At 66.4% G+C, this 21368-nt stretch carries 13 protein-coding genes and 1 tRNA gene; 5 read left to right on the top strand and 9 right to left on the bottom strand.

Annotation, left to right across the window (positions count from 1 at the left end; all coding sequences use genetic code 11):
• Positions 1-12 precede the first annotated feature (12 nt).
• From G6O68_RS06655 to G6O68_RS06635, 5 genes are all read right to left on the bottom strand, one after another.
• The gene (locus tag G6O68_RS06655) at positions 13-3108 is read right to left on the bottom strand and encodes a response regulator (protein ID WP_165246098.1); all 3096 of its coding nucleotides are present in this window, start codon (positions 3106-3108) and stop codon (positions 13-15) included.
• Positions 3109-3386: 278 nt separating this feature from the next.
• A complete protein-coding gene (locus G6O68_RS06650; RefSeq protein WP_165246096.1) occupies positions 3387-4568 on the bottom strand; it encodes a M24 family metallopeptidase in 1182 nt (393 codons plus the stop codon).
• Positions 4569-4739: 171 nt separating this feature from the next.
• A complete protein-coding gene (locus G6O68_RS06645; protein ID WP_165246094.1) occupies positions 4740-5594 on the bottom strand; it encodes a hypothetical protein in 855 nt (284 codons plus the stop codon).
• A 275-nt stretch (positions 5595-5869) separates the two neighbouring features.
• Entirely contained in the window at positions 5870-6469 is a 600-nt protein-coding gene (locus G6O68_RS06640) for a PEP-CTERM sorting domain-containing protein (RefSeq protein ID WP_165246092.1), read from the bottom strand.
• A 564-nt stretch (positions 6470-7033) separates the two neighbouring features.
• Positions 7034-7107, bottom strand: a tRNA-Met gene (locus G6O68_RS06635).
• 182 nt (positions 7108-7289) lie between these two features.
• Here G6O68_RS06635 and ettA point away from each other — a divergent pair.
• A complete protein-coding gene (gene ettA / locus G6O68_RS06630; protein WP_165246090.1) occupies positions 7290-8963 on the top strand; it encodes an energy-dependent translational throttle protein EttA in 1674 nt (557 codons plus the stop codon).
• Between the two features lie 70 nt (positions 8964-9033).
• On the opposite strand, the gene G6O68_RS06625 is transcribed toward ettA, so the two are convergent.
• Positions 9034-9876: a class I SAM-dependent methyltransferase gene (locus G6O68_RS06625; RefSeq protein WP_165246088.1), complete on the bottom strand. Its 843-nt coding sequence runs from the start codon at positions 9874-9876 to the stop codon at positions 9034-9036.
• 339 nt (positions 9877-10215) lie between these two features.
• Between G6O68_RS06625 and G6O68_RS06620 the strand changes: the two genes are divergently transcribed.
• Complete coding sequence (locus G6O68_RS06620; protein WP_165246086.1) at positions 10216-11253, top strand: YsnF/AvaK domain-containing protein; 1038 nt, start codon at positions 10216-10218, stop codon at positions 11251-11253.
• Between the two features lie 201 nt (positions 11254-11454).
• Here the strand turns inward: G6O68_RS06620 and G6O68_RS06615 are convergent, their stop codons facing one another.
• On the bottom strand, positions 11455-12930 hold the full coding sequence (locus tag G6O68_RS06615) for a RecQ family ATP-dependent DNA helicase (RefSeq protein ID WP_165246084.1): 1476 nt from the start codon (positions 12928-12930) through the stop codon (positions 11455-11457).
• 699 nt (positions 12931-13629) lie between these two features.
• Between G6O68_RS06615 and G6O68_RS06610 the strand changes: the two genes are divergently transcribed.
• The 3 genes from G6O68_RS06610 (at position 13630) to G6O68_RS06600 (ending at position 17446) form a co-directional block, all read left to right on the top strand.
• Positions 13630-14490 carry an EF-hand domain-containing protein gene (locus G6O68_RS06610; protein ID WP_165246082.1) on the top strand — a complete coding sequence of 287 codons (861 nt, stop codon included), beginning with the start codon at positions 13630-13632 and terminating at the stop codon, positions 14488-14490.
• A gap of 283 nt (positions 14491-14773) precedes the next feature.
• Entirely contained in the window at positions 14774-16432 is a 1659-nt protein-coding gene (locus tag G6O68_RS06605) for an FAD-dependent oxidoreductase (RefSeq protein WP_165246080.1), read from the top strand.
• 39 nt (positions 16433-16471) lie between these two features.
• On the top strand, positions 16472-17446 hold the full coding sequence (locus tag G6O68_RS06600; RefSeq protein ID WP_206108029.1) for an alpha/beta hydrolase: 975 nt from the start codon (positions 16472-16474) through the stop codon (positions 17444-17446).
• Here the strand turns inward: G6O68_RS06600 and G6O68_RS06595 are convergent.
• Both G6O68_RS06595 and G6O68_RS06590 read right to left on the bottom strand, forming a co-directional pair.
• Positions 17409-19781, bottom strand: coding sequence for a tetratricopeptide repeat protein (locus tag G6O68_RS06595; RefSeq protein ID WP_165246078.1), 2373 nt, complete (start codon positions 19779-19781; stop codon positions 17409-17411). The two genes, G6O68_RS06600 and G6O68_RS06595, sit on opposite strands and share 38 nt — an antisense overlap.
• A gap of 192 nt (positions 19782-19973) precedes the next feature.
• Positions 19974-21368 carry an MFS transporter gene (locus G6O68_RS06590; RefSeq protein WP_165246076.1) on the bottom strand — a complete coding sequence of 465 codons (1395 nt, stop codon included), beginning with the start codon at positions 21366-21368 and terminating at the stop codon, positions 19974-19976.

Genomic DNA, 21368 nt, shown 5'->3' with positions numbered 1-21368 from the left:
TCCAGGTCCGCGTCAGCGGGGCATCCAGACGCGGACGAGCGAGAGGAGCTTCTCGACGTCCAGCGGCTTCGCCACGTAATCGTTCGCGCCGGCGGCCAGGCACTGCTCCTGGTCGTCCTTCATCGCCTTGGCCGTCAGCACGATGATCGGCAGCTTCTTCCACTCGGGCCGCTTGCGAAGCTCGCGCGTTGCGGTCAGGCCGTCCATCTCGGGCATCATGACGTCCATCAAGACCAGGTCGATCGCCGCGCCGCCGGGCTCGCGCGACTTCTCCAGCGCCTCGATCGCCTCGCGGCCGTTGCGGGCGATCTGGACCTTGGCGCCCCGGGGCTCCAGCACGCTCGTCAGCGCGAAGACGTTGCGGACGTCGTCCTCGACGACCAGGATGCGGCGGTCCTCCAGCGCGGCGTCGCGGCTGCGGGCCTTCTCCAGCATACGCTGATGCTCGGGCGGCAGGTCGGCGACGACCTGGTGCAGGAACAGCGTCACCTCGTCCAGGAGCCGCTCCGGAGATTTCGCCCCTTTGATGATGATCGACTTCGAGTACCGCCGGAGCTTCTGCTCCTCCTCGACGGAAAGGTCACGACCGGTGTAGACGATGGCGGGGGGGAAGGAGTACGCGTCCTCACGGCTCAGGGTCTCCAGCAGAGAATAGCCCGAGGCGTCGGGGAGCGACAGGTCGAGGACCATGCAGTCGAAGGTCGCCGAGCGGAGCCGATCGAGGCACTCGGCGGCCGTCCGCGCCCCGACCGTCTCGACGTCGTGCGAGCCCAGCAGCCGCCGCATGCTTTCGAGCTGGACCGGGTCGTCCTCCACGAGGAGGACGCTGCGCAGGCGTCGCGACAGCCGCGACTCCAGCTGTCCGAGGGCCCGGGCCAACTCCTCGCGCTTCACCGGCTTGAACATGTAGCCGACCGCGCCCAGGGCGAGGGCCGTCTGCGCGTGGTCGCCCGCCGAGACCACGTGCACGGGGATGTGCCGGGTCCGCGCGTCGTGCTTGAGCAGGTCGAGGACCGAGAGGCCGGATTGGTCCGGCAGGCCGACGTCCAGCACCACGGCGCTCGGCAGATGCTGCACGGCGACCGCGAGCGCCTCCTCCGCGGTCGTGGCGATCAGGCACTGGAAGTTCAACTCGTGCGCGAGGTCGTAGAGGATCCTCGCGAACGGCTCGTCGTCCTCGACCACGAGGATGACGTGCGAATCGCCGCGGAGGGTCTCGCGGTCGTCGTCGAGCCGGCGCGGCCGCGGAGGCGTCGGCGGGGCCGACAGGGCCCTCGGCTCGGCGCGGTCGCGACCCGCGCGGGGCGTGGGGGACGGGACGTGTTGGGCCGCCGCATCTCGCTCGCTCGGGGCGGGGCGATCGGCGCGGGAGTGGACGAGCGCCGGATCGTAGACGATCGGCAGGGTGACGGTGAAGGTACTGCCGCGGCCGGGCTCGCTCCGGAGGTGCAACTCACCGGCGAGCAGCCGCACCAGCTCTCGCGAGATCGACAGGCCGAGCCCGGTCCCGCCGTACCTGCGGTTCGTCGTGCCGTCGGCCTGGCGGAACGCTTCGAAGATGGCTTCCTGCTGATCCGGGGAGATCCCGATCCCCGTGTCGACCACCGCGAAGGCGACCCCGCCGGCCTCGGCTCGCGACGCTTCGAGTGTCACCTCGCCCCGCTCGGTGAATTTCAGGGCGTTCGCCATCAGGTTCTTCAGGATTTGTTCGAGCCGCTGGCGGTCGGTCTCGATCGTGGACGGGCATCCCTCCGCCACCCGGGTCGTCAACCGGAGCCCTCGCTGCTCCGCGATCGGTTCGAAAGTTCGCAGCAATCCCTGGATCAGATCGCCGATCCGCACCGGCTCGGGCTGCACGTCCATGCGCCCGGCCTCGATCTTGGAGAGGTCGAGGATGTCGTTGATCAGCGTCAGCAGGTCGTTCCCCGCGGACTGGATCGTCCGCGCGAACTTCACCTGCTCCTCCGACAGGTTCCCCTGGGGGTTGTCGGCCAGGAGCTTGGCGAGGATGAGCGAGGAGTTCAGCGGGGTCCGCAACTCATGCGACATGTTCGCCAGGAAGTCGGACTTGTACTGGCTGGCCTGCTCCAGCTCGCGGGCCCGGAGCTGCAGCTCCGACTTCGCCCGCGACAGGTCGTTGCGCTGGCCTTCGAGAAGTTGGGTCTGCTCTTCGAGCTGGGTGTTGGTCTGTTCCAGCTCCGCCTGCTGCAGCTCCAGACGGGCCTGCGAGTCCTTGAGGCTCCGGCTTTGCGCCTCCAGTTCCTCGTTGGAGACGCGAAGCTCCTCGCCCTGGGCCTGCAGCTCCTCGGACTGCCGCTGGGTCTCTTCGAGCAGATTCTGGAGGTGGGCGCGATAGCGGGCCGAGCGGATCGCCACGCCGATCGACTCCGAGACGCGCTCCAGCAGGTCCGTGGCGGAAGCGTCGATCGGTCGGAAGAACCCCAGCTCCAGCACGGCGTTCACGACGCCGTCCGCCGAGATGGGGACGATGACGAGGCCTCGCGGCTTACCCCGGCCGAGCGCCGAGGCGATTTTTATGTAGCCCTCGGGCGCGTCCTGGATCACGAGGCTCCGGCGGTCCTTGGCCGCCTGGCCGAGCAGCCCGTCGCCCCACTTGAACGCTGACGGGGCCCCTCCTTCAGCCTCGACCCCATAGACGGCCAGCCGCCGGAAGTCGGCCCCCTCGCCTACGTAAGCCACGCCCGCGTGGGCGTCGAGGTACTCGGCCAGAAATCTCAGGACGTTCTCGCCGAGCTGCTCCAGACGCTGATCGCCCCGCATCGTCTCGCTGATCCGGGTCTGGCCCGACTGCAGCCAGTCCTGACGCCTCACTTCACGCTTGTTGCGGATGAAATGGTAGCCGACGACGGCCATGATCCAGATGGTTACGACGCCGAACGATCGGTTGATCCGGGCCGCTTCCCGGGTGATCACCCACACTTCGCTCGTGAAGTAGCCGATCACCATCAGGAGGGTGGCGACGCCGGCGGCGAGGATCGGGACGAAGGTCCGCCACACCCAGAGCGAGAAGGCGATCGGAACGAGGTAGAGCACCCAGACCGTCACGCCCAGGGGCGTGTTGAAATCCAGGCCGAAGACGATCGACATCCCGAGTAGGATCGCCGCATAGAGCCAGGGCGAATCATCAGGATCCAGCCGCACCCCGATGCGAGCGAGGCTCGACGGCTCCGGTGGGGCGATCCGGCCTTTCCCCTCGCTCCTCGTCGTCGCTGACTCGCGATCGGCCGCACTCCGCTCCTCGATACCCAAGATCTGCTCCGTACGATGGGGCTGGGACTCGACTTCCCCTCACGCGGGCCCGGCCACTCGCGGCCGAGTCGAGCAGTATAGTCGGGCCCGCAATCGTCCGGCAACCGGAGCAGGAGTCACGCCAGGATGGGCAAGACGCTCTTCTGGAGCCCCCCGGTGACGTGGACTCGACGTTCCGAGTCGACGAAGACGTTCACCTCGCTCCGGATCCCGAAATCCTCGAAATAGATGCCGGGCTCGATCGAGAATCCGGTCCGCGGGAGCACCAGTCGCTCGTCGTGGGTCTCCAGGTTGTCCATGTTCGCCCCGTTGCCGTGCACTTCCTGGCCGATGTTGTGGCCCGTGCGATGGATGAAGTGCGACTCATGGCCGGCCCGCCGGATCACCTCACGCGCCGCATCATCCACCTCGAAGCCGTGCAGGGGTCGATCCGACCGGAATGCCTCTCGGACCCGGTCGATCGCGGCGTCGCGCGCCGCGGCCACGATCTGGAAGATCCTCTCGTATTTCTCGGGGACGGCGTCGCCGACGAATCCGACGCGGGTGAGGTCGCTGTAGACGGATCCCGGCCGCTTCAACTTGCCCCAGAGATCGATCAGCACGAAGTCGCCGGTCCGGATCGGGGCGTCGCCCCCCGCGGTGGGCTCATAGTGAGGATCGCCGCTGTGCGGGCCGACCGAGACGTTCGGAGGGCTGTAGGTCGTGAGGTCATGCTTCTCGAAGTGCTCCAGGATCGCGGCCTGGACCTCGATCTCGCGGATCGACCCATCCCCCCGAGTCTTCTCGGCGATGAGGCCCCAGGCGAGGTCGAAAGCCGACGTCGTGACCTTCTCGGCCTCGAGGTGACTGCGCCACTGGTCGTCACTCCACGACGACTCAAAGACCTGGATCAGGTCTCCCGAAGAGGCGATCTCGACGTTTAACTTGCGCACGTATTCGATCGTTCCGCCGTCAACCTTGGAAACGTAAGGGTTGGATAGGTCGACGGCGTATTCCATCGCGATGCGCCGCCGACTCTGGATCAGCGCGGTGATCCCGGCTTCGAGCTCGCCCCAAGCTCGATAGACGATCTTCTCGCCCGGCAGATGATCGAGGGCCTTGCTCTCGATGGCATGAACGAGTTTTCGCGGGGTGCCCGCGACGGGTATGAAGTAGAAGAAGCGTCGCGATCCGGGCGGTACGCCGTCCAGGTCGAGGATGCGCCTCGCGGGGACGTTGTGCGCTCGAAAGTCGTAGAGGAGCCATCCGTCCAGGCGGAACTCCTCGAGCTGCTTCTGAATGGAGGGCAGGTCGAACATGGCGCTCTCTCCCGGAGGCGGAGGACGGCTCCGGTTCTTAGGAGGATGAGCCGTCTTCGGATCGCGGTGGAGGCCAATGTACTCGGGCTCACTCCGAATCGCTAGGCATGAGGACTAGATAGGCCCCAAGGGATCTCGAAGGGTGCCCGAGTTGGAGGCAGAAAGGATTGGTTATGCCGTTTTTTTGAGCGTCCGACACCGGGCCGTGGCGGCGGGGAACGCCACGATGAGCAAGGATACGGACAGCAGGGCGAATGAGGAGGGCTCCGGTATGACGACCGTCGGAAATCCCGCTCTCAGCGTCCAGGCGCGAGAAGAAAACGTATTCGGGTCGCCGAAGGCCACGTCGCGGGCGAATGCGGCTTTCAAGGCGTCGAGGTCGGCAGCCTGCTGGACGAGATCCTTCAAGGTCACGGCACTGGCACCCACGCCGTAACTGAATCCCCAGACGAAGCTTGTGATCGCGAAGATATCGCGATCGTCATCGGGATTCGCCACGTCGAACGGGGCCCCGGGAATAGAGGGGGCCTCGACGGCGACGAGTGTGAGCGTCCAGTTACCGTCGAACTCCTCGACGAGCCGGGACGGATTGTCCTGGAACGGCAAGGTCCCCGTGACCGGGTCGAATCGGTTGGCGTAGAAGGGCGATCCATCCGCGACCGTTCGGCCATCGTCGGCGCGAGTGCGGTCGACATAAGTGACGTTCGGCAGCTGCCAATCGGGCGTCGGCTGATAAATCGGGGCCGTCGAGGAGACCGTCTGGATCCAGCGATATTCGTAACCCAGGGGTAGCCCCAACGTCCCGCCGGGCGTAAAGACCCCCTGGATGGCCGCTCCATAGAGGACGCCTTGCGGCGTATTCGTCACTTCACCGTGATAGACTCCTACCGTGAAGTTGCCGATGCTGGCTCCGCCGATCGTCACATCGAAGACCGAGTCGCCTCGGCCCACGGCTCCTGTCAGCACGAACGTCAGGAAGAGGGACGTCACCAAGGGCCCGACCCGCCAGCGGCCGACATTCATCATGGATTGAGTTCCTGTTGTGCTCGAAGCGAGGATGCCGTGGTGGGAACGGCGACATCGCCAGGGTTTGAAAGTGTCCGTCGCCGCGGAGCGGAGTCTCGGGCTCGATCCTGGATCAAGCGGAAAGGTCTCATCACCTGCAACAGGACCTTGTTCGGCGAATCCGAGCCAAAGAATGGCGAAAGATGTCGGATGATACCACAAAAAAGAGGGCGTCCGATCGCATGAATCGGACGCCCGTCGATTTTGACTCAGTTAGTGATCGGCTCGGGAGCCGTTCACTTGCTGTAGCGCTTCCGCAGGCCGAAGAGGCCGGCCGAGGCCAGACCGATGCCGGCGAGGGCGATCGAGGAGGGCTCGGGGATGATCGGGGTCGGCGGGGCGTTGAGGGTGCCCGAGAAGCTGTAAACGCCGCCCGTGCCCGACGCGTTCGGGGTGAAGGTCAAGCTGATGTTGAGGCTGGCGCGGCCGGGATCGCCGGTCACGACGCCGGCCGGCGAGTACAGGCCTTCGACGTAGAGGTTGAGGAAATTGGCGTTCTGGGTGACGATGACGCCCAGATCGGCGACGAACGTGCCGTTGCCGTCGCTGAGGGCGAAGCCGAAACCGGCGGCCGCCAGCGCGACGTCGATCGAGGCACCGGTGGGGTCGATGGTCGTGCCCGCCGTGATGGCGGAGAAGTCACCGGTACCAGCCTGGGTGGCCTGGATCGTCGGGAGGCTGATGACGGCCGTCGGCGAGGAGAGGTCCGTACCCGTGGAGGTGATCGGGCCGAGAACGCCGATGACGAGCTGGCCGTTGACTTCAGCGGCCTTGACGGAGGACGTGGCGACGGCGAGGACGACGCCGGCCAACAACATACGATGCAGCTTGATCACTCAGTGGCTCCTTTGCTCTTCCCAAGATGGTGGTCGGAAACGAGAACGTATCGACCTGCTATTCCGAACAAGCAACGTAAGCTAACGAATCTGGACGCCGCGAGTCAAGGGCGTCCGGAACATTCGCGCGATATCACCCCAGACTGAAGTCTTGCGTTGATCTCGCGAAACATGCCCCGTCGACGTCCCCGACAAGCCATCGCCCCGCGATTCCCAAAGGCCCCACGCACCTCGAAACTGTAGGAAAGGCCCCGAGACTCGCGACGAACGACCCGAAACTGGCCGCTTCAGGTTCAGCTGTGCAAAAATCGGACCGTCATCGCACGGCACGCCGCAACTCCTGACGGAGGAACAGCCGTTTCCGCTCAAACCCGTGATCGCCGGGCCGATAAACTCGGGATAAGACCGAAGAAACTCGTTTCGTCGCGGCAGGTGACGAAGCAGCCATGAAAGGACTGGCGTCGAGTTTTTTATGGCGGTCATCCTGACCATTTCCACAGGTGGGATTCGTTGCGAATGCGGGATCCGTACCCAGCGTGATCGAGATCAAGGAGGGAGGAGAACTACCGGGGTGGGGACTCGAACCCCAGACCTGCGGATTATGAGACCGCCGCTCTGACCAACTGAGCTACCCCGGCGTCGAGGATGATCTCGGGAAGCTTGTCCCCCAGCCTCACCTCAGCCATAATCACCCTACCAGACGGCCGGGGGGGATTCAAGAGGATCCGGCGGCGGATCCGAAGGCTCGCCTCCGTCCCCCCTGCGGCGATCGACGGCCGTCCTACTTCGCCCTGCTCCTGTCCTTCGGAAAGCCCAGGTCATGCCTCCTCAGTACATCTACAGCATCGAGAAGTTGTCGAAAGCTCATGGGAAGAAAGAAGTTCTGAAGAACATCTGGCTTTCCTTCTATCCCGGCGCGAAGATCGGCGTCATCGGAGGGAATGGATCGGGCAAGAGCACCCTGCTTCGGATCATGGCGGGGCTCGACAAGGACTTCGTCGGCACGGCCCGGCCGGCCTCGGGGATCTCGATCGGCTATCTGCCTCAGGAGCCTGTGCTGGACGATCGTTACGACGTCAAAGGCAACGTCGAGCTGGCCGTGAAGCCGATGCGCGACCTCCTGAATCGGTTCGACCAGATCAACGCCCGGCTCGGTGAAGGGCCCGACGACGACGAGATGGAGGCCCTGCTCGCCGAGCAGGCCGACGTCCAGGACGCCATCGAGGCGGCGGACGGATGGGATCTAGACCGGCGGCTGGAGATCGCGATGGACGCCATGCGGTTGCCCGCGGGCGACGCCGACGTCACCACGCTCTCCGGCGGCGAACGGCGCCGGGTCGCGCTTTGCAAGATCCTCCTGGAGCGCCACGACATCCTGCTGCTGGACGAGCCGACGAATCACCTCGACGCCGAGAGCGTCGCCTGGCTCGAACGCCATCTCCAGGAGCATTCCGGCACCGTCATCCTCGTCACCCACGATCGCTACTTCCTCGACAACGTGGTCAAGTGGATCCTGGAGTTGGATCGAGGGCAGGGCATCCCCTGGGAAGGGAATTATTCCTCCTGGCTCGAGCAGAAGCAGAACCGCCTCGCCCTGGAGGAGAAGCAGGAGAGCACGCGTCGGAAGCAGCTCGCCCGCGAGCTTGAGTGGGTGCGGATGTCGCCGCGCGCCCGGGTCGCCAAGAGTCGCGCCCGGCTTCAGCGTTATGAGCAACTCGCCGCGCAAGACTACGACAAGAGGGAGGAGGCGGTGATCCTCCAGATCCCTCCGGGTCCCCACCTCGGATCGCTCGTGGTGGAGGCGGAGGGGGTCTCGAAGGGCTTCGGCGAACGCTTGCTCTTCGAGGAGATGAATTTCCGACTGCCGCCGGGCGGCATCGTGGGAGTCATCGGTCCGAACGGCGCGGGGAAGACGACGCTCTTCCGGATGATCGTCGGGCAGGAATCGCCGGACCGGGGCGTGCTCAAGGTGGGCAATTCGGTGGTCCCCTCCTACGTCGACCAGAATCGCGACTCGCTCAACGCCGAGAACACGATCTTCCAGGAGATCACCGGGGGGCTCGATCAGGTGACGCTCGGGCGCCGGAAGATGCCCGCGAGGGCCTACGTCGCGGCGTTCAACTTCAAGGGGCCGGACCAGGAGAAGCTCGTCGGCAAGCTCTCGGGAGGGGAGCGGAATCGCGTCCATCTCGCCAAGCTGCTCAAGAGCGGCGGCAACCTGCTCCTGCTCGACGAGCCGACGAACGACCTCGACGTCGACATGCTCCGGGCCCTGGAGGAGGCTCTCCTCGATTTCGGCGGCTGCGCCGTGGTGATCAGCCACGATCGCTGGTTCCTCGACCGGGTCGCCACGCACATCCTCGCCTTCGAGGGGGACAGCCGGGTGGTCTGGTGCGACGGCAACTTCGAGACCTATGAAGCCCAGCGCCGCGAGCGGCTCGGCGTGGACGCGGACCAGCCGCATCGGATCAAGTACCGCTCGCTCACGAGATGAGCCGTCGACCCGGTCATAAGAGTTTGAAGAGAAGATCATGCGACGTCTTGTTCGCATGATCTTCTTTTTTTTATTCCTCGCCGCGGACCGCCGTCGCCAGGTGGTCGAGGCAGACGACCAGGGCGTCGGGGTCGTCGAGCATGAAGCGGGGCGAGCCGGGCGCCGTCAGCTCGGCGACCTCGGCGTTCTGGGCCGCGTCCAGGTAGGGGGCCGCGCGATCGCGAAGCTCCTTGACGTGGGCCTCCAGGAAACGTCGCGTCGGCGCGTCGAACGGGGCGCGGCGGCTGAAGGCGAAGCTTCGGAAGGCGCAGTCCGGCAGCCCGGCCTCGCGGAAGATCCGGGGGAGGTCGCGGGCGATGTAGTACTTTGCGGGGCGGTCAGAACGCTCCTCGAAAGCGCGCAGCTCCGCCTGCTTGAGGGCCAGCTCGATCTCGATGGGCCAGGGGAGCGATATATGATGAAGTTCATCGCTTTCGAACACGGCGATGCGACCCCCCCGACGGGCCAGCGCGGCCATGCGACGGACGGTCGACACGGGGTCGGGGAGGCTGTAGAGGCTCTGGGCGCACCACACGAGGTCCGCACGGCCTTCGACCAGCGGCGAATGCTCGACGTCGATCTGGACGAACCGCGCACGACCCAGCAGCGGGCCCGCTTGGAGTTTCGCCCGGGCCCATTCGAGGAAGCTCGAGGAGAGGTCGACGGCGACGATTTCGCCGTCTTCGCCGACCCGTTCCGCGAGCCATCGGGTGTAGGCGCCGTCGCCGCAGGCCAGGTCGACCACCCGCGATCCGCGGGCTAGCTCTAGGCCTCCCACGACACCTCGAAGCTCGGGCGCGAAGGCTTCATGATAATCGGCCATCATGCGCGCGTAGGCCGGCAATTCGTTCGTCGGTTGAACGCCCTCGCTCACCACCCACCTCCCGGACCGCCCCGCACGCTGCTCGCGACGTCCACGTCTCGACGAACGAGAGTCCTTTTGGACTTAGTTTATATGGATGCCCGCATGGCTTGCTCTGATTGATGAATGTTGCAAGGGGTGTGCCCGAATCGTCGCGAAATGAGGGAGGGTCCTCGGCCCCATTTCCGGGCTCCATATCGGTCCGACGGCATCGCGTTTGCGAATTCAACTTCCCGTCGGAACGTGGCGAGGCCGAGGCCCGATGTGGTGGCCCGCTCGAGCGATCCTAGATCGTCCCTTCGCCGCACCAACACCGTTCGACCTATCATCAGATCCAAGGGAGAGCACACCATGGCGAACCGTAAAGACCCTGAGAAGAGCGTCGACGTCCCGCCGACCGGCAGCCGCAACCCCGACCCGATCACGGACGCCCCGGGGTCCCACCCCGTGGAGACCGGCATCGGTGCGGCCCTCGGCGGCGTCGCCACCGGGGCGGCCATCGGATCGGTGGCCGGCCCGCTGGGCACGGCGATCGGCGCGGCGGTGGGCGCCATCGCGGGCGGCCTCGCCGGCAAGGGCGTCGGCGAGCTGATCGACCCCACGACCGAGGACAACTGGCTCCGCGAGAGCTTCCCCTCCCGTCCCTATGCCAAGGGGCACGATTACGAGACTTACGAGCCCGCCTACCACTACGCCGGCGAATCGGAGGCCCGCTACTCCGGCAAGCCTTACGACGAGATCGAAGGCGACCTGCAGAAGGGCTGGGGCGAGACGAAGCATGCGGCCTCCCTGACCTGGGACAAGGCCAAGCACGCCGTGAAGGACGTCTTCGACTACCGGTCCGCGAACCGCTACGGCGGGGATGCGTACAACCAGTACGGCGGCCGGCCCTTCGCCGAGGTCGAGAACGACCTCAAGCAGGGTTGGGGCAAGACGAAGCACGCCGCCAGCGTGACCTGGGACCAGGCCCGCGACGCCGTCCGCAGCGCCTACGACCGCACCTTCAAGCTTCACGAGGAGCGGCTGAAGGTCGGCAAGCACTCGGTCGAGGCTGGCGACGTCTCGGTGCGCAAGGAAGTCGTCACGGAGAACAAGACCGTCACCGTCCCGGTCGAGCGTGAGGAGATCGTCGTCGAGCGTCGTCCCGGCTCCGGCCGCGCCGTACCTGGCGGCATCTCGGCCTCCGGCTCCGAGGAGGTCCGCATCCCCGTCAGGCGTGAGGAGATCGACGTCGAGAAGGAGACCGTCGTCACGGACGAGGTTTCCGTCGGCAAGCGGAAAGTTCAGGGAACCGAGCAGGCCTCGGGCACTGTCCGTAAGGAACAGCTCAAGGTCGACAAGCACGGCGACGTGAACATCGACGACAAGGGCCGGAACGCCGGCCGCTGAGCCGTCCCGTTCAGGACGATCAAGACCAGAGCAAGCCCCGTCAAGGATCTCCCGCCAAGAGTGGGTCGTCTTCGGCGGGGCTCCTTTTCGTTTCGAAGCCCCCTGTCGGAATCGGAACGCCGAAAGGGGCGGGCGTCAAAACAATAGCGACCGCGCGAGCCTGGCGGAGGCTCGCGCGGTCGCAGGGGTGCGAAGAGCGGGTCAGGCCGCGTGGCCGTGGCAGTTGTCGCAGCGTCCGCAAGCGGCGGCGAACTCCTCGTCGCCGAAGTAATCCAGGAGGGCGGACCAGCGGCAAGACCGCATCGCGGCGTATTCGACGACGCGCTGCTGGTTCATGCGGTCCACCTCGTCCTTCTCCTCGTAGTGCCTGGCCAGGCGGGTGAGCGAGTCGAGGTCCATGTCGGCGCGGAGCAGGTGCAGTTTGCCCGCGAGGTCTTCCTTGACGATCCCCTGGCTCCGGAAGAAGTTCATCGCGGTCTTGAGCTTCGTCCGGGGCAGGGGGGAGAGGCTCGTCAACTGCTCGAACGTGGGGGGCTCGGCGTCGAACCGCTTCAGGGCGTGGTGGGCGTTGACGAGATCTTCGCCCGACGGATAGCGGCCTGCCTGGAAGAAGTTGTGGAGCTTCCAGTCGTCGCCGTGGTGCATCAGGACGCAACGGGCGGCCTCGCCGTCGCGGCCGGCGCGGCCGAACTCCTGATAGAACGCCTCGATCGTCGCTGGGGGATGGGCGTGGATGACGAATCGGACGTCCGGCTTGTCGATTCCCATGCCGAACGCATTCGTCGCGACCATGATGGGGATCTTGCCGCTCATGAAGAGATCCTGATTCTCCTCACGTTCGGCCTTCCGCATGCGGCCGTGATACGAGGTGACGACGAGCCCTTTCTCGGCCAGCCGTTCGCTGATCTCCTTCACGCTCTTGACGGTCGCGGCGTAAATGATGCCCGGCCCCGGATTGGCGATCAGGAGCGAGGCGATCCGCTCGACCTTGTCCTCCTCGCCGTTGGTCTCGCAGGCGAGCAGGTGCAGATTATCCCGGTAGAAGCCGGTGTGCACCACGCCTGCGTCCGGGATGCGCAGCTGCTTCAAGACGTCCTCGATAACCGAGGCCGTGGCGGTCGCGGTCAGGGCGAGCACCGTGGGATTCCCCAGGTCCTCGATGACCGAACCGAGCGTGAGAAACTCGGGCCGGAAATCGTGGCCCCACTGGCTGACGCAATGAGCCTCGTCGACCACGAAGAGGTCGATCAGGCACCCGCGTAGGAGTGAACGGAATTCGGCGGAGGCGAGCTGCTCGGGCGTCGTGTAAATGAATCCGTGAAAGTCGTTTCGAAGACGATCCTCGGCCGCCGCTCGGTCGGCCGATGAGAGCGTGCTGTTAATCGCGATCGCCTCGAATCCGCGGGCCTGGAGGGCTTCGGTCTGATCCTTCATGAGTGCGATCAGAGGGCTGACGACGATGGTCGCCCCGGGTAACTCCAGTGCCGGGAGCTGGAAGCAAAGGCTCTTGCCCGATCCGGTCGGCATGACGACGAGGGTGTCGCGCCCTTCCAGGGCAGCCTGCACGACTCGCTCCTGGCCGGGTCGGAACTTGCGGAAGCCGAACAACGAACGAAGACGCCGGGTAAGCTCGCCGCGATCCGCGACCGGTACCGCGACGTCGATTGACTCGGGCATGATGCCTCCCGCGGCTCGGCCCGACCTTCCGGCCGGGCTATTGAGAGCCACATATGGATGGAGAGGGACTCGGAAGCCTGACAGGTTCGCATCCGTACAGCAAAGCCCGTACCGCCCTCCGACCCTTGATGTCGAAGTAAATGCAGGCATCGACGAGTCGATTTTCCGCGTAGGTACATCGCTCATCATGAAGACCACGACAAGTTCCTCGCGGGCGTTGTGAGGGATGTCGCGATGGTGTTCAAGACGCCGTCGTTGATCAACAAGTCTTGAGCACTTGGCGATCAACCCAGCCGACGCGGGGCCTCGGCCTGGCGATCGGCGAGGGCTTGCCCGTTAGCTTCGGACCTTATTGCACCCCGAGCGATCCGCTTCCCGACGTTCGAGAACCGGGCTTCACCCTACCCGGTCCGACTCGGAGCCTGGGCGGATGAGGGAATTCGAAGTGCCGAGGGATTCAACGGATTTGGGACCTCCGCTTTCCGCTATAGAGAAGCATCAACGAATTAATCCGGATTTCCGTGAAACTCACGGAGAGTCTTCGAGGTTTCGAGCTCGATGGTACTCCGATTGCAATAGATGTGTCCCTCGTAGGTGGTCACGGAACTCGGACTGTTGAGCCGTACCTGATGTGGACGACTGCCTGCCTTGAGCTTCAGGAAGAGTTTCGTAACATAAGATCAGACAAGGAGACATGAGATGCACAAAGGGACTCTGACCATCTTCTCGACGCTGCTCGTCGCCGGTACTTTCACCGTCGCGCGGGCCGACGACAAGGATCCCATCGGACCCATCGACAGCCTGGGCGACGTCCAGGACTCGGCCAAGATGCTCTTCAAGATGGCCGACGTGAACAACGACGGCCTGATCTCGCAGAAGGAGGCGGTCGACGCGGGCAACCTGCTGGTCGGCGGCTTCTTCTTCCGCGCCGACGCCAACGGCGACGGCAAGGTGACGAAGGAGGAAGGCGATCAGGCTCGCGAGAACCTCCTCAATCAGCGCCCGATCCTCCGCTTCGTCCTGCAGCGGGCCGAGCAGGAGACGGCGGCTCAGGGAAGCAAGCCCGAGATCGACAAGGCCGGCAAGAACGCCATGGCCGCGATCGACACGAATCAGGACGGCTCCCTCGACGCCACCGAGCTCCGCCAGGCCGTGCAGACCGGCGTCCAGAGCCTCTTCCTGACCGCGGATCGGAACGGCGACAGCCAGCTCGACCCGGCCGAACTCAACGGCGCCGCCGTCGAGCTGGGCCGCGCCGGCCTCCAGGCCGCCTTCCAGACGGCCGACCTCGACAACAACGGCGCGGTGAGCCGCGACGAGTTCGAGAAGGCCATCGTCAACCCGGCCAGCGTGGTCTTCCGCGTGATGGACGCCAACAACGACGGCCAGCTCTCCCGTGAAGAGCTGCAGTCGGGCGTGCGGGTGATCGTCGGCGAGCTGAAGAACCTCCAGGTCCCCGAGCCCGCGAACTCGATCACGAATCAGGTGAAGCAGGCGGTCGAGCGGACCCCGGCCCCGGCTCCTGCCGCGGCCCCCGCGACCACCGTCCAGCCTCGCTGACAAGCGACTCGGCCCAAGTGGCCGATCCCTGGCTGAATCGCCTTGAGACACGGGCCGGGAACCGCTCGACTCTCCTCTCCGGAGTCGCGCGGGCCCGGTCCTGTTTCGTTTCGAACGATTCGAGGAGCAGTCGACCTGGTCGCACGCGAGGCTTGATTCGTAGCCGTGGCAATCCTGGGGGTTGGGACGTAGGATGACCTCCTGAGGCAGGGACCAGGGCGCCGCATCGACTTCCGCACTCGAAGGATGCGAGGCGGACGCCCTGCGTCACGGAGGAACGGCGATGAAGCTGGTGATCATCGGTGGTGTGGCGGGCGGAGCTTCGGCGGCGACGAGAGCCAGGCGGCTTTCGGAGAGCGCCGAGATCGTAATCCTGGAGCGAGGACCCGACGTCTCGTTCGCCAATTGCGGCCTGCCGTACTACATCGGGGGCGAGATCGCCGCACGCGAAAAGTTGATCGTCACGACGCCGAGCCTGCTCAGGCGGCGTTACCGCATCGACGTCCGCACCCGGACCGAGGCGATCGCGGTCGACCGCCGGGCCAGAACCGTGACCGCGCGAAACCTTGCCGACGGCTCGACGACCGAGCTTTCATACGATGCGCTGATCCTGGCCCCAGGCGCGGTGCCGGTGAAGCCCCCTATCCCGGGGGCGGACCTGCCTGGCGTCTACACGCTCCGAAACCTGGACGACGTTGATCGGATCAAGGCCGTAGTCGACCAGGGGGTCGAGCACGCGGTGATCGTGGGGGCCGGATTCATCGGCCTGGAACTCGCCGAGAACTTCCTGCGAAGGGGGCTGCGCACCACCGTCGTGGAGTTGCAGGATCAGGTGCTCCCCGTCGTCGACCGCGAGATGACGGCTCCGTTCGTGGAGGCCCTCGTTTCGCGAGGCGCTGAGGTGCTGCTCCAGAACTCCATCGACTCCATCCACGCTTCGGGCGGGAGACTCACACTCGCCCTGAAGTCCGGCGGAACGCTCGAGGCCGGGTTGGTCGTCCTGGGCATCGGGCTCCGGCCGGAGAACCAACTGGCGGCCCAGGCCGGGTTGGACGTGGGCCCGCGCGGAGGCGTCCAGGTCGATGAGCGCATGAGGACGAGCGATCCGTCGATTTACGCGGTGGGCGATGTGGTGGAGACCCGGGACTACGTGACCGGAACTCCGACTCAGGTCCCGCTCGCCGGTCCCGCGAATCGTCAGGGGCGCATCGCCGCCGACAACATCTTCGGCCGCGAGAGCCGCTACCGTGGGACGCAGGGAACCTCGATCGTCGGGTTCTTCGACCAGACCCTTGCGGCGACCGGACTGACTCAGAAGGCCCTGGAGCGCGTCGGAACCGCGTTCTTCAAGGTCTACGTCCACGCCAATCACCACGCCGGGTATTATCCCGGCGCGAAGCCCCTCTCGATCAAGCTCCTGGCCGAGCCGGGGTCGAACCGGCTGCTCGGCGCCCAGGTCGTCGGGACCGAGGGGGTCGCCAATCGGATCAACGTCCTTGCGATGGCGATCCAGGCGATGATGACCGTGCATGATCTGCAGGAGGTCGAGCTGGCCTACGCGCCGCAGTTCGGTTCGGCCAAGGATCCGGTGAACATGGCCGGCTTCGTCGCGGCGAATGTCGCCGACGGTCTCTACCCCCAGATCCACGTCGAGGACCTGGAGAGCGAAACCTACTCCCAGGCGTTGATCCTCGACGTCCGCACGCCGAAGGAGTTCCAGGCGGGCGCGATCCCCGCCGCGGTGAACATGCCGATCGACGAGCTTCGCGAGCGGCTCGGCGAGCTCCCCCGAGATCGTCCGGTCGTGGCCTACTGCCAGGTGGGGATGCGCGGCTACATGGCGACTTTGATCCTGCGGGAGGCAGGCCTCGACGCGTACAATCTGGGCGGCGGCTACAAGACCTATCGACTCCACCATCCCGCAACGAATCAACATGCCTGACAACCATTATGCAGGACGCGTCCGCCGGGGAGTGCGGCCTTGACCCCCCTCGACCCTCAGGTGCGCGAGTTCCTCGGCAAGCTGGCGGCGTCGGGCCTCCCCACGGTCGATCAGATGACCCCGTCCCAGGCCCGAACGCAGATGGGGGTCTCCACCCGCTTCCTGGGTCGCCTGCCGCGAGTCGGCCGAGTCGAGGATCGGACGATCCCGGGGCCCGGCGGCGGGCTCCCCATCCGTGTGATCACGCCGGTGAACCTCGACGAGCGACCGGCGCCCGTGGTGGTCTATTACCACGGCGGCGGCTGGGTGGTCGGCGACCTGGCCTCGCATGAAGGGGTCTGCCGCGCGATGGCGAACGCCTCCGGGGCGATCGTGGCCTCGGTCGGCTATCGACTCGCCCCGGAGCACCCATACCCGGCCGCCGCCGACGACGCCTACGCCGCACTGTCCTGGTTCGCGAAGCACGCGGGAGAGGTCGGCGGCGACCCGACCCGCCTCGCGGTCTGCGGGGACAGCGCCGGGGGGAATCTCGCCGCCGTGGCCGCCCTGACGGCGCGCGATCGGGGCGGAGCGGCCCTCGCCCTGCAAATCCTCGCCTACCCCATCCTCGACTGCGATTTCGAGACCGAGAGCTATCGCCTCTTCGCCGAGGGCTGCATGCTGACCCGCGCGGAGATGCTGTGGTACTGGGACCAGTACGTCCCCGATCCGGGCCTGCGGTACGAACCTTATGCGTCGCCGATGCGGGCGACCGACCTCTCGGGGCTCGCCCCCGCGCTGGTGCTTACCGCCGGCCACGACGTCCTCCGCGACGAAGGCGAACGTTACGCGGAGCGCTTGTCGGCCTCCGGGACGCCGGCGAAGCTCACCCGCTACGGCGGGATGATCCACGGGTTCCTGCGCCGTTATCCGTTCTTCGACCGCGGCCGCGAGGCCGTGGACGAAATCGCCGGGGCCTTGCGCCAGGCGTTCGGCCTCAAGGGCCCGAGCCGAGGCGTTGACGGAGGCGGATGAATTTGTCGCGCAGCCTCCCCCCGCCGAGGTCGGGGTGGAGGATCGCCGTGCCCTCGATCAGCTGCAAGGCGTCCTGCTTCCGGCCGAGGCGATAGTAGGCCAGGGCGAGCCCATAACGGGCGTCGAACCACGCCGGCGCCCCGGCGGTCAGATTCTTGAGGCGGAGCCGCTCCACGTCGATCGCCAGCTCGTTGGCTTCGAGCCGGAAGTAGGTGTCGGCCAGATCTTTGAGGAAGCGGTCGTCGGCCTTGCGGGTCGATGGAGCCCAGCCCTGCAGCGTGGCCTGGGCCGACCTGGGGTCGCCCTGGAAGAGGAGGGCGCGGGCCAGCCGGAACGTCAACTCGTTGCGCTCGTCGTCGGAGATCGATTCGTCCTGGAGGAGCGGCTGGATCAGGTGTCGAGCGATCAACCCGAGCCGCCGCTGCAATAGATCGCTGTCGGCCGCGGAGGCCGCCAGGTCGATCTGACGGAGGGAATCCAGCAGCGCCGGGCGTCCCGAGGCGACGGCCCACCCAGCATGCTGCTGAGCCTCGCGCTCGGCTTCGAGGTATCGACCGAGCACCGCGAGTGCGATCAGTCGGGCGAGTCGCGCCTCATACCGGCGGTCCGCGCTGACGTTCATCGCCGAGCACTGCTCGGCGGCGTCCCGGGCGAGCGCGGCCTTCCCGACGACGGGCACGAGATTCAGGCGGGCGCCAGCCAGTAGGAGGTCCGCCCGATCGGCGTCCGGTCGGTCGCGTCCCAGGGCCAGGCTCTCGTCCAGGAAGGCGGAGGCCTCGGCGAACCGAGCTTCCAGGCCGTCGCGCTCCTCGGCCGCGATCTGGTCCTCCAGCGCGCGGCGAAAGCCGTCGCAGGCGGCGATCCGGGACTGGATCCATCGCGGGGATTTCACCGGCACGGCCTTCCAGAGGGCCAGGGCCTCGTCACGTCGTCCCTTCGAATGCTCCAGCATCCCGAGCATCCAGCGAGCCTCGTCGGCCGTCGGGTCGTCCGGGAAGTCTCGAAGCTGGCGCTCCAGGGCTCGCGCGTAGGCGTCGGGGGGGACGTCGCCCGAGCCGGCCGCGAGGGCCCGGCCGAGGGCGAGCGTCTGCAGAAGCCCCGCCTTCGCACGGGAGTCCCCGGCACCGGTGTCGGCCACGACCTTCCCGAGGACGGCGGCGGCCTCGACGTTGCGACCGGCCTGGAACAGGTACCCGCCGGCCCGGAGTCGCGACGCGCCGGCCTCGTCCCGCCGCCCGACCTGCTCGGCGCGTTCGGCGGCCTTCTCGGCGGATTCGGCGGCCTTGTCGAGGTCTCCCAGGATCTCGAAGCCCTCCGCCATCGCGTCGCGGAGGGCGTGTGGTGCGTCGGTATCGAACTCCGCTGCCGACCTCGCGAGGTCGGCCAGGGCCCTGCGGACCTCCGTCGTGTTCGCCTCGCGGAGCGCCCGAATCCGTTGGACCAGGTCCTCCTCGATCGTCCGACGTCGCTCGCGTCGCCCGGGATCGGCCGGTTCGGCGGCCCACGCAGCGAGGCCGATGCGAACCTTGAGCAGATCTTTACGGGGGCCAGAAATCCCCGACGCCTCGACTCGTCGCCTCGCCTCGTCGAATCGACCTCGATCGACGAAGATTTGGACGAGGAGGTCCATCACCTCGGCTTCCGGCGGCGGGGGGTCGGCCTTGAGGGCGAGATCGACCTGTGCGGCGGCCTCGTCGAGCTTGCCGGCCTCGCGAAGCAGCTCGGCTTTCAGGAGCGCGTGGAAGCCCGCGAGGGAGGGCTCGGTCGGCGGCTCCTTCAACAAATCCAGCGCCTCTTCGCGGCGGAGGGCGGCCGTGGGGGCTCCCTCGTCTTCGAGCGCCGCACGGTCGGTCAGGGCCCAGGCGAGTCGGAATCGGATGTTGTCGGCGAGCCCGCCGGGGGCCCCGCCCACCAGCAGGCGAAGCCGGGCGATGGCGTCGTCGAGGGCCTCCGCTTCCTTCGTGACGGACTGGGTCTGGGTCGGGAAGAGCTCGCGCCGATCGTGCCAGGTGCGGGCCTGCGCCCAGCGATAGACCGCCGCCTGGAGGCCGAACTCCCGCTTGCGAGGGTGGTCGGGATTCTTGCGGTCGAACTCGTCAAGGAGGGCGACCGCCGAGTCCCAGCGGGCCTGCTTGGCTTCCAGGCGGGTCGCCGCTCGCGCCGAGCGGTCGAGCGTCCCGGTCATCTCCAGGGCCAGATCCTCGCGCACGGGCAGTTCGATCGTCCGGTCTTCGAGCCGATCCCGCAACGAGGCGAGGTGACTGTCGGTCTCCGCGTCCGCCTCGGGAGTCTGGGCGCCCACGACCGTGGGGGCGACTAGCGTCAGCCAGGTCATGACGGCCTTCCGGATCACGGCACGCAAGGCAGACGACGAGACCATTCCAGGACCCCCGACCTACGAGCGGCGACGACGAACCAAGTCACCTTTCCAGCTTATCCCAAAGCCACTCGCAGCGACGACGCCGTTCGAAAAGCGAAGGGGGGGCGACGAATCGCCCCCCCAGCGACGATCAAGGAGTTTGGGCGATCAATGCGAGGCTACGCTGGGCTCGAAGTGCGACTCGGCGTCCTCGCGGATCTCGCCGATCTGCTGCTCCTTGAAGAGCAGGGCGAAGATCGCCATGCAGCCCAGCGTCAGGAGGAAGGGGCCCATCCAGATCCCCCTCCAGTTCTCGACGGCCAGGCCGTTCGCCTGCGTCGAGAAGTACTCGCGGATGTATCCCGAGACGGCGCTGCCGACGACCGTCCCCAGTCCGTAGATGACGAAAACCAGGAGCGACTGGGCCGAGGCCTTGATGTCCTTGCTCGACGCACGGTCGACGAACATCTGGGCGACGACGAAGAAGAAGCCGAACGCGAAGCCGTGGAGCACGAGCGTCGAGATCATCAGCCAGAAGGGGTAGCCGAGGGCCGACAGCCCGAATCGGGTCGCCCAGGCGGCCATGCCGAGCAGCATCGTGTTCTTGTACCCTAGCTTCGCCACGGACAGGGGGATGAGGAGCATCACCACCCCCTCGGCGACCTGGCCGATGGCCATGTACGCGCCGGTCTGCGTGGGGGCGACCCCGATCGAGACGAGGAAGTAACTCTCGCAGGCGAAGTAGAAGGCCAACATGATGCCGACGAGGCCGGCCACGCCGATCAGGACGGCGAACGAGCGGAACTTCATCAGCTCCAGGCACTCGACGATCGCCGAACGCTTGTCGATCGGGTCGGACTCCCTCGCCGGGGTGGGGGGCGTGTGGGGGAGCGTCAAGCAGTACAAAGCGTAGATGATCGAGAAGAATCCGGAGACGCGGAGGCAGTCCCGGTAGCTCGGCTCGCCCACGAAGGAGAGCGCGAAGAGCGATCGCCAGATCGGGACGATCGAGGACTTCCAGAAGCCCATGAAGCCCTCGAACACCCCGTGGAGCCCCAGGAGGTCGAAGACGGACCGGAAGAACGGCAGGTCTTCATATTCCAGGTACATGGTGAAGAACAGCCCGGCCGCGATCCAGCCGATCGTCCCCCAGAAGCGGATGGAGGGGAAGTACGCCTGGTTGGCCTCGCCCAGGCTGCGGAACGAGAGCGAGTTCGTGAGGGCCATCGTCGGCATGTACAGGTGGCAGTAGGCCAGCAGCAGGAGGAAGATCGGCCAGAAGGTCGTCGCGTACGCCGTGGCGATGAGCAGCAGGCCGCCGACGAAGTGGGCGAACGCCAGGACGCGCTCCGTGGCGAAGTAGCGGTCGGCGAGTTGGCCCATGATCAGCGGGCCGACGATCGAGCCGAAGCCGTACACGGTGAAGATCCAGCCGATCTCGCCGCCGGCCAGCTTCAGGTCGTTGTTCCCCAGCCGCTGGGCGAGCATGGGGAGCCAGATGCCCCAGACGAAGTACTGCAGGAACATCATGATCGACAGGCGCACGCGCAGGCCAAGGCTCAT

The organism is Paludisphaera soli (assembly GCF_011064595.1).
Lineage (GTDB): Bacteria > Planctomycetota > Planctomycetia > Isosphaerales > Isosphaeraceae > Paludisphaera > Paludisphaera soli.
The sequence above is the reverse complement of the archived record's forward strand: the minus strand, read 5'-3'. Positions and strand labels throughout refer to the sequence as shown.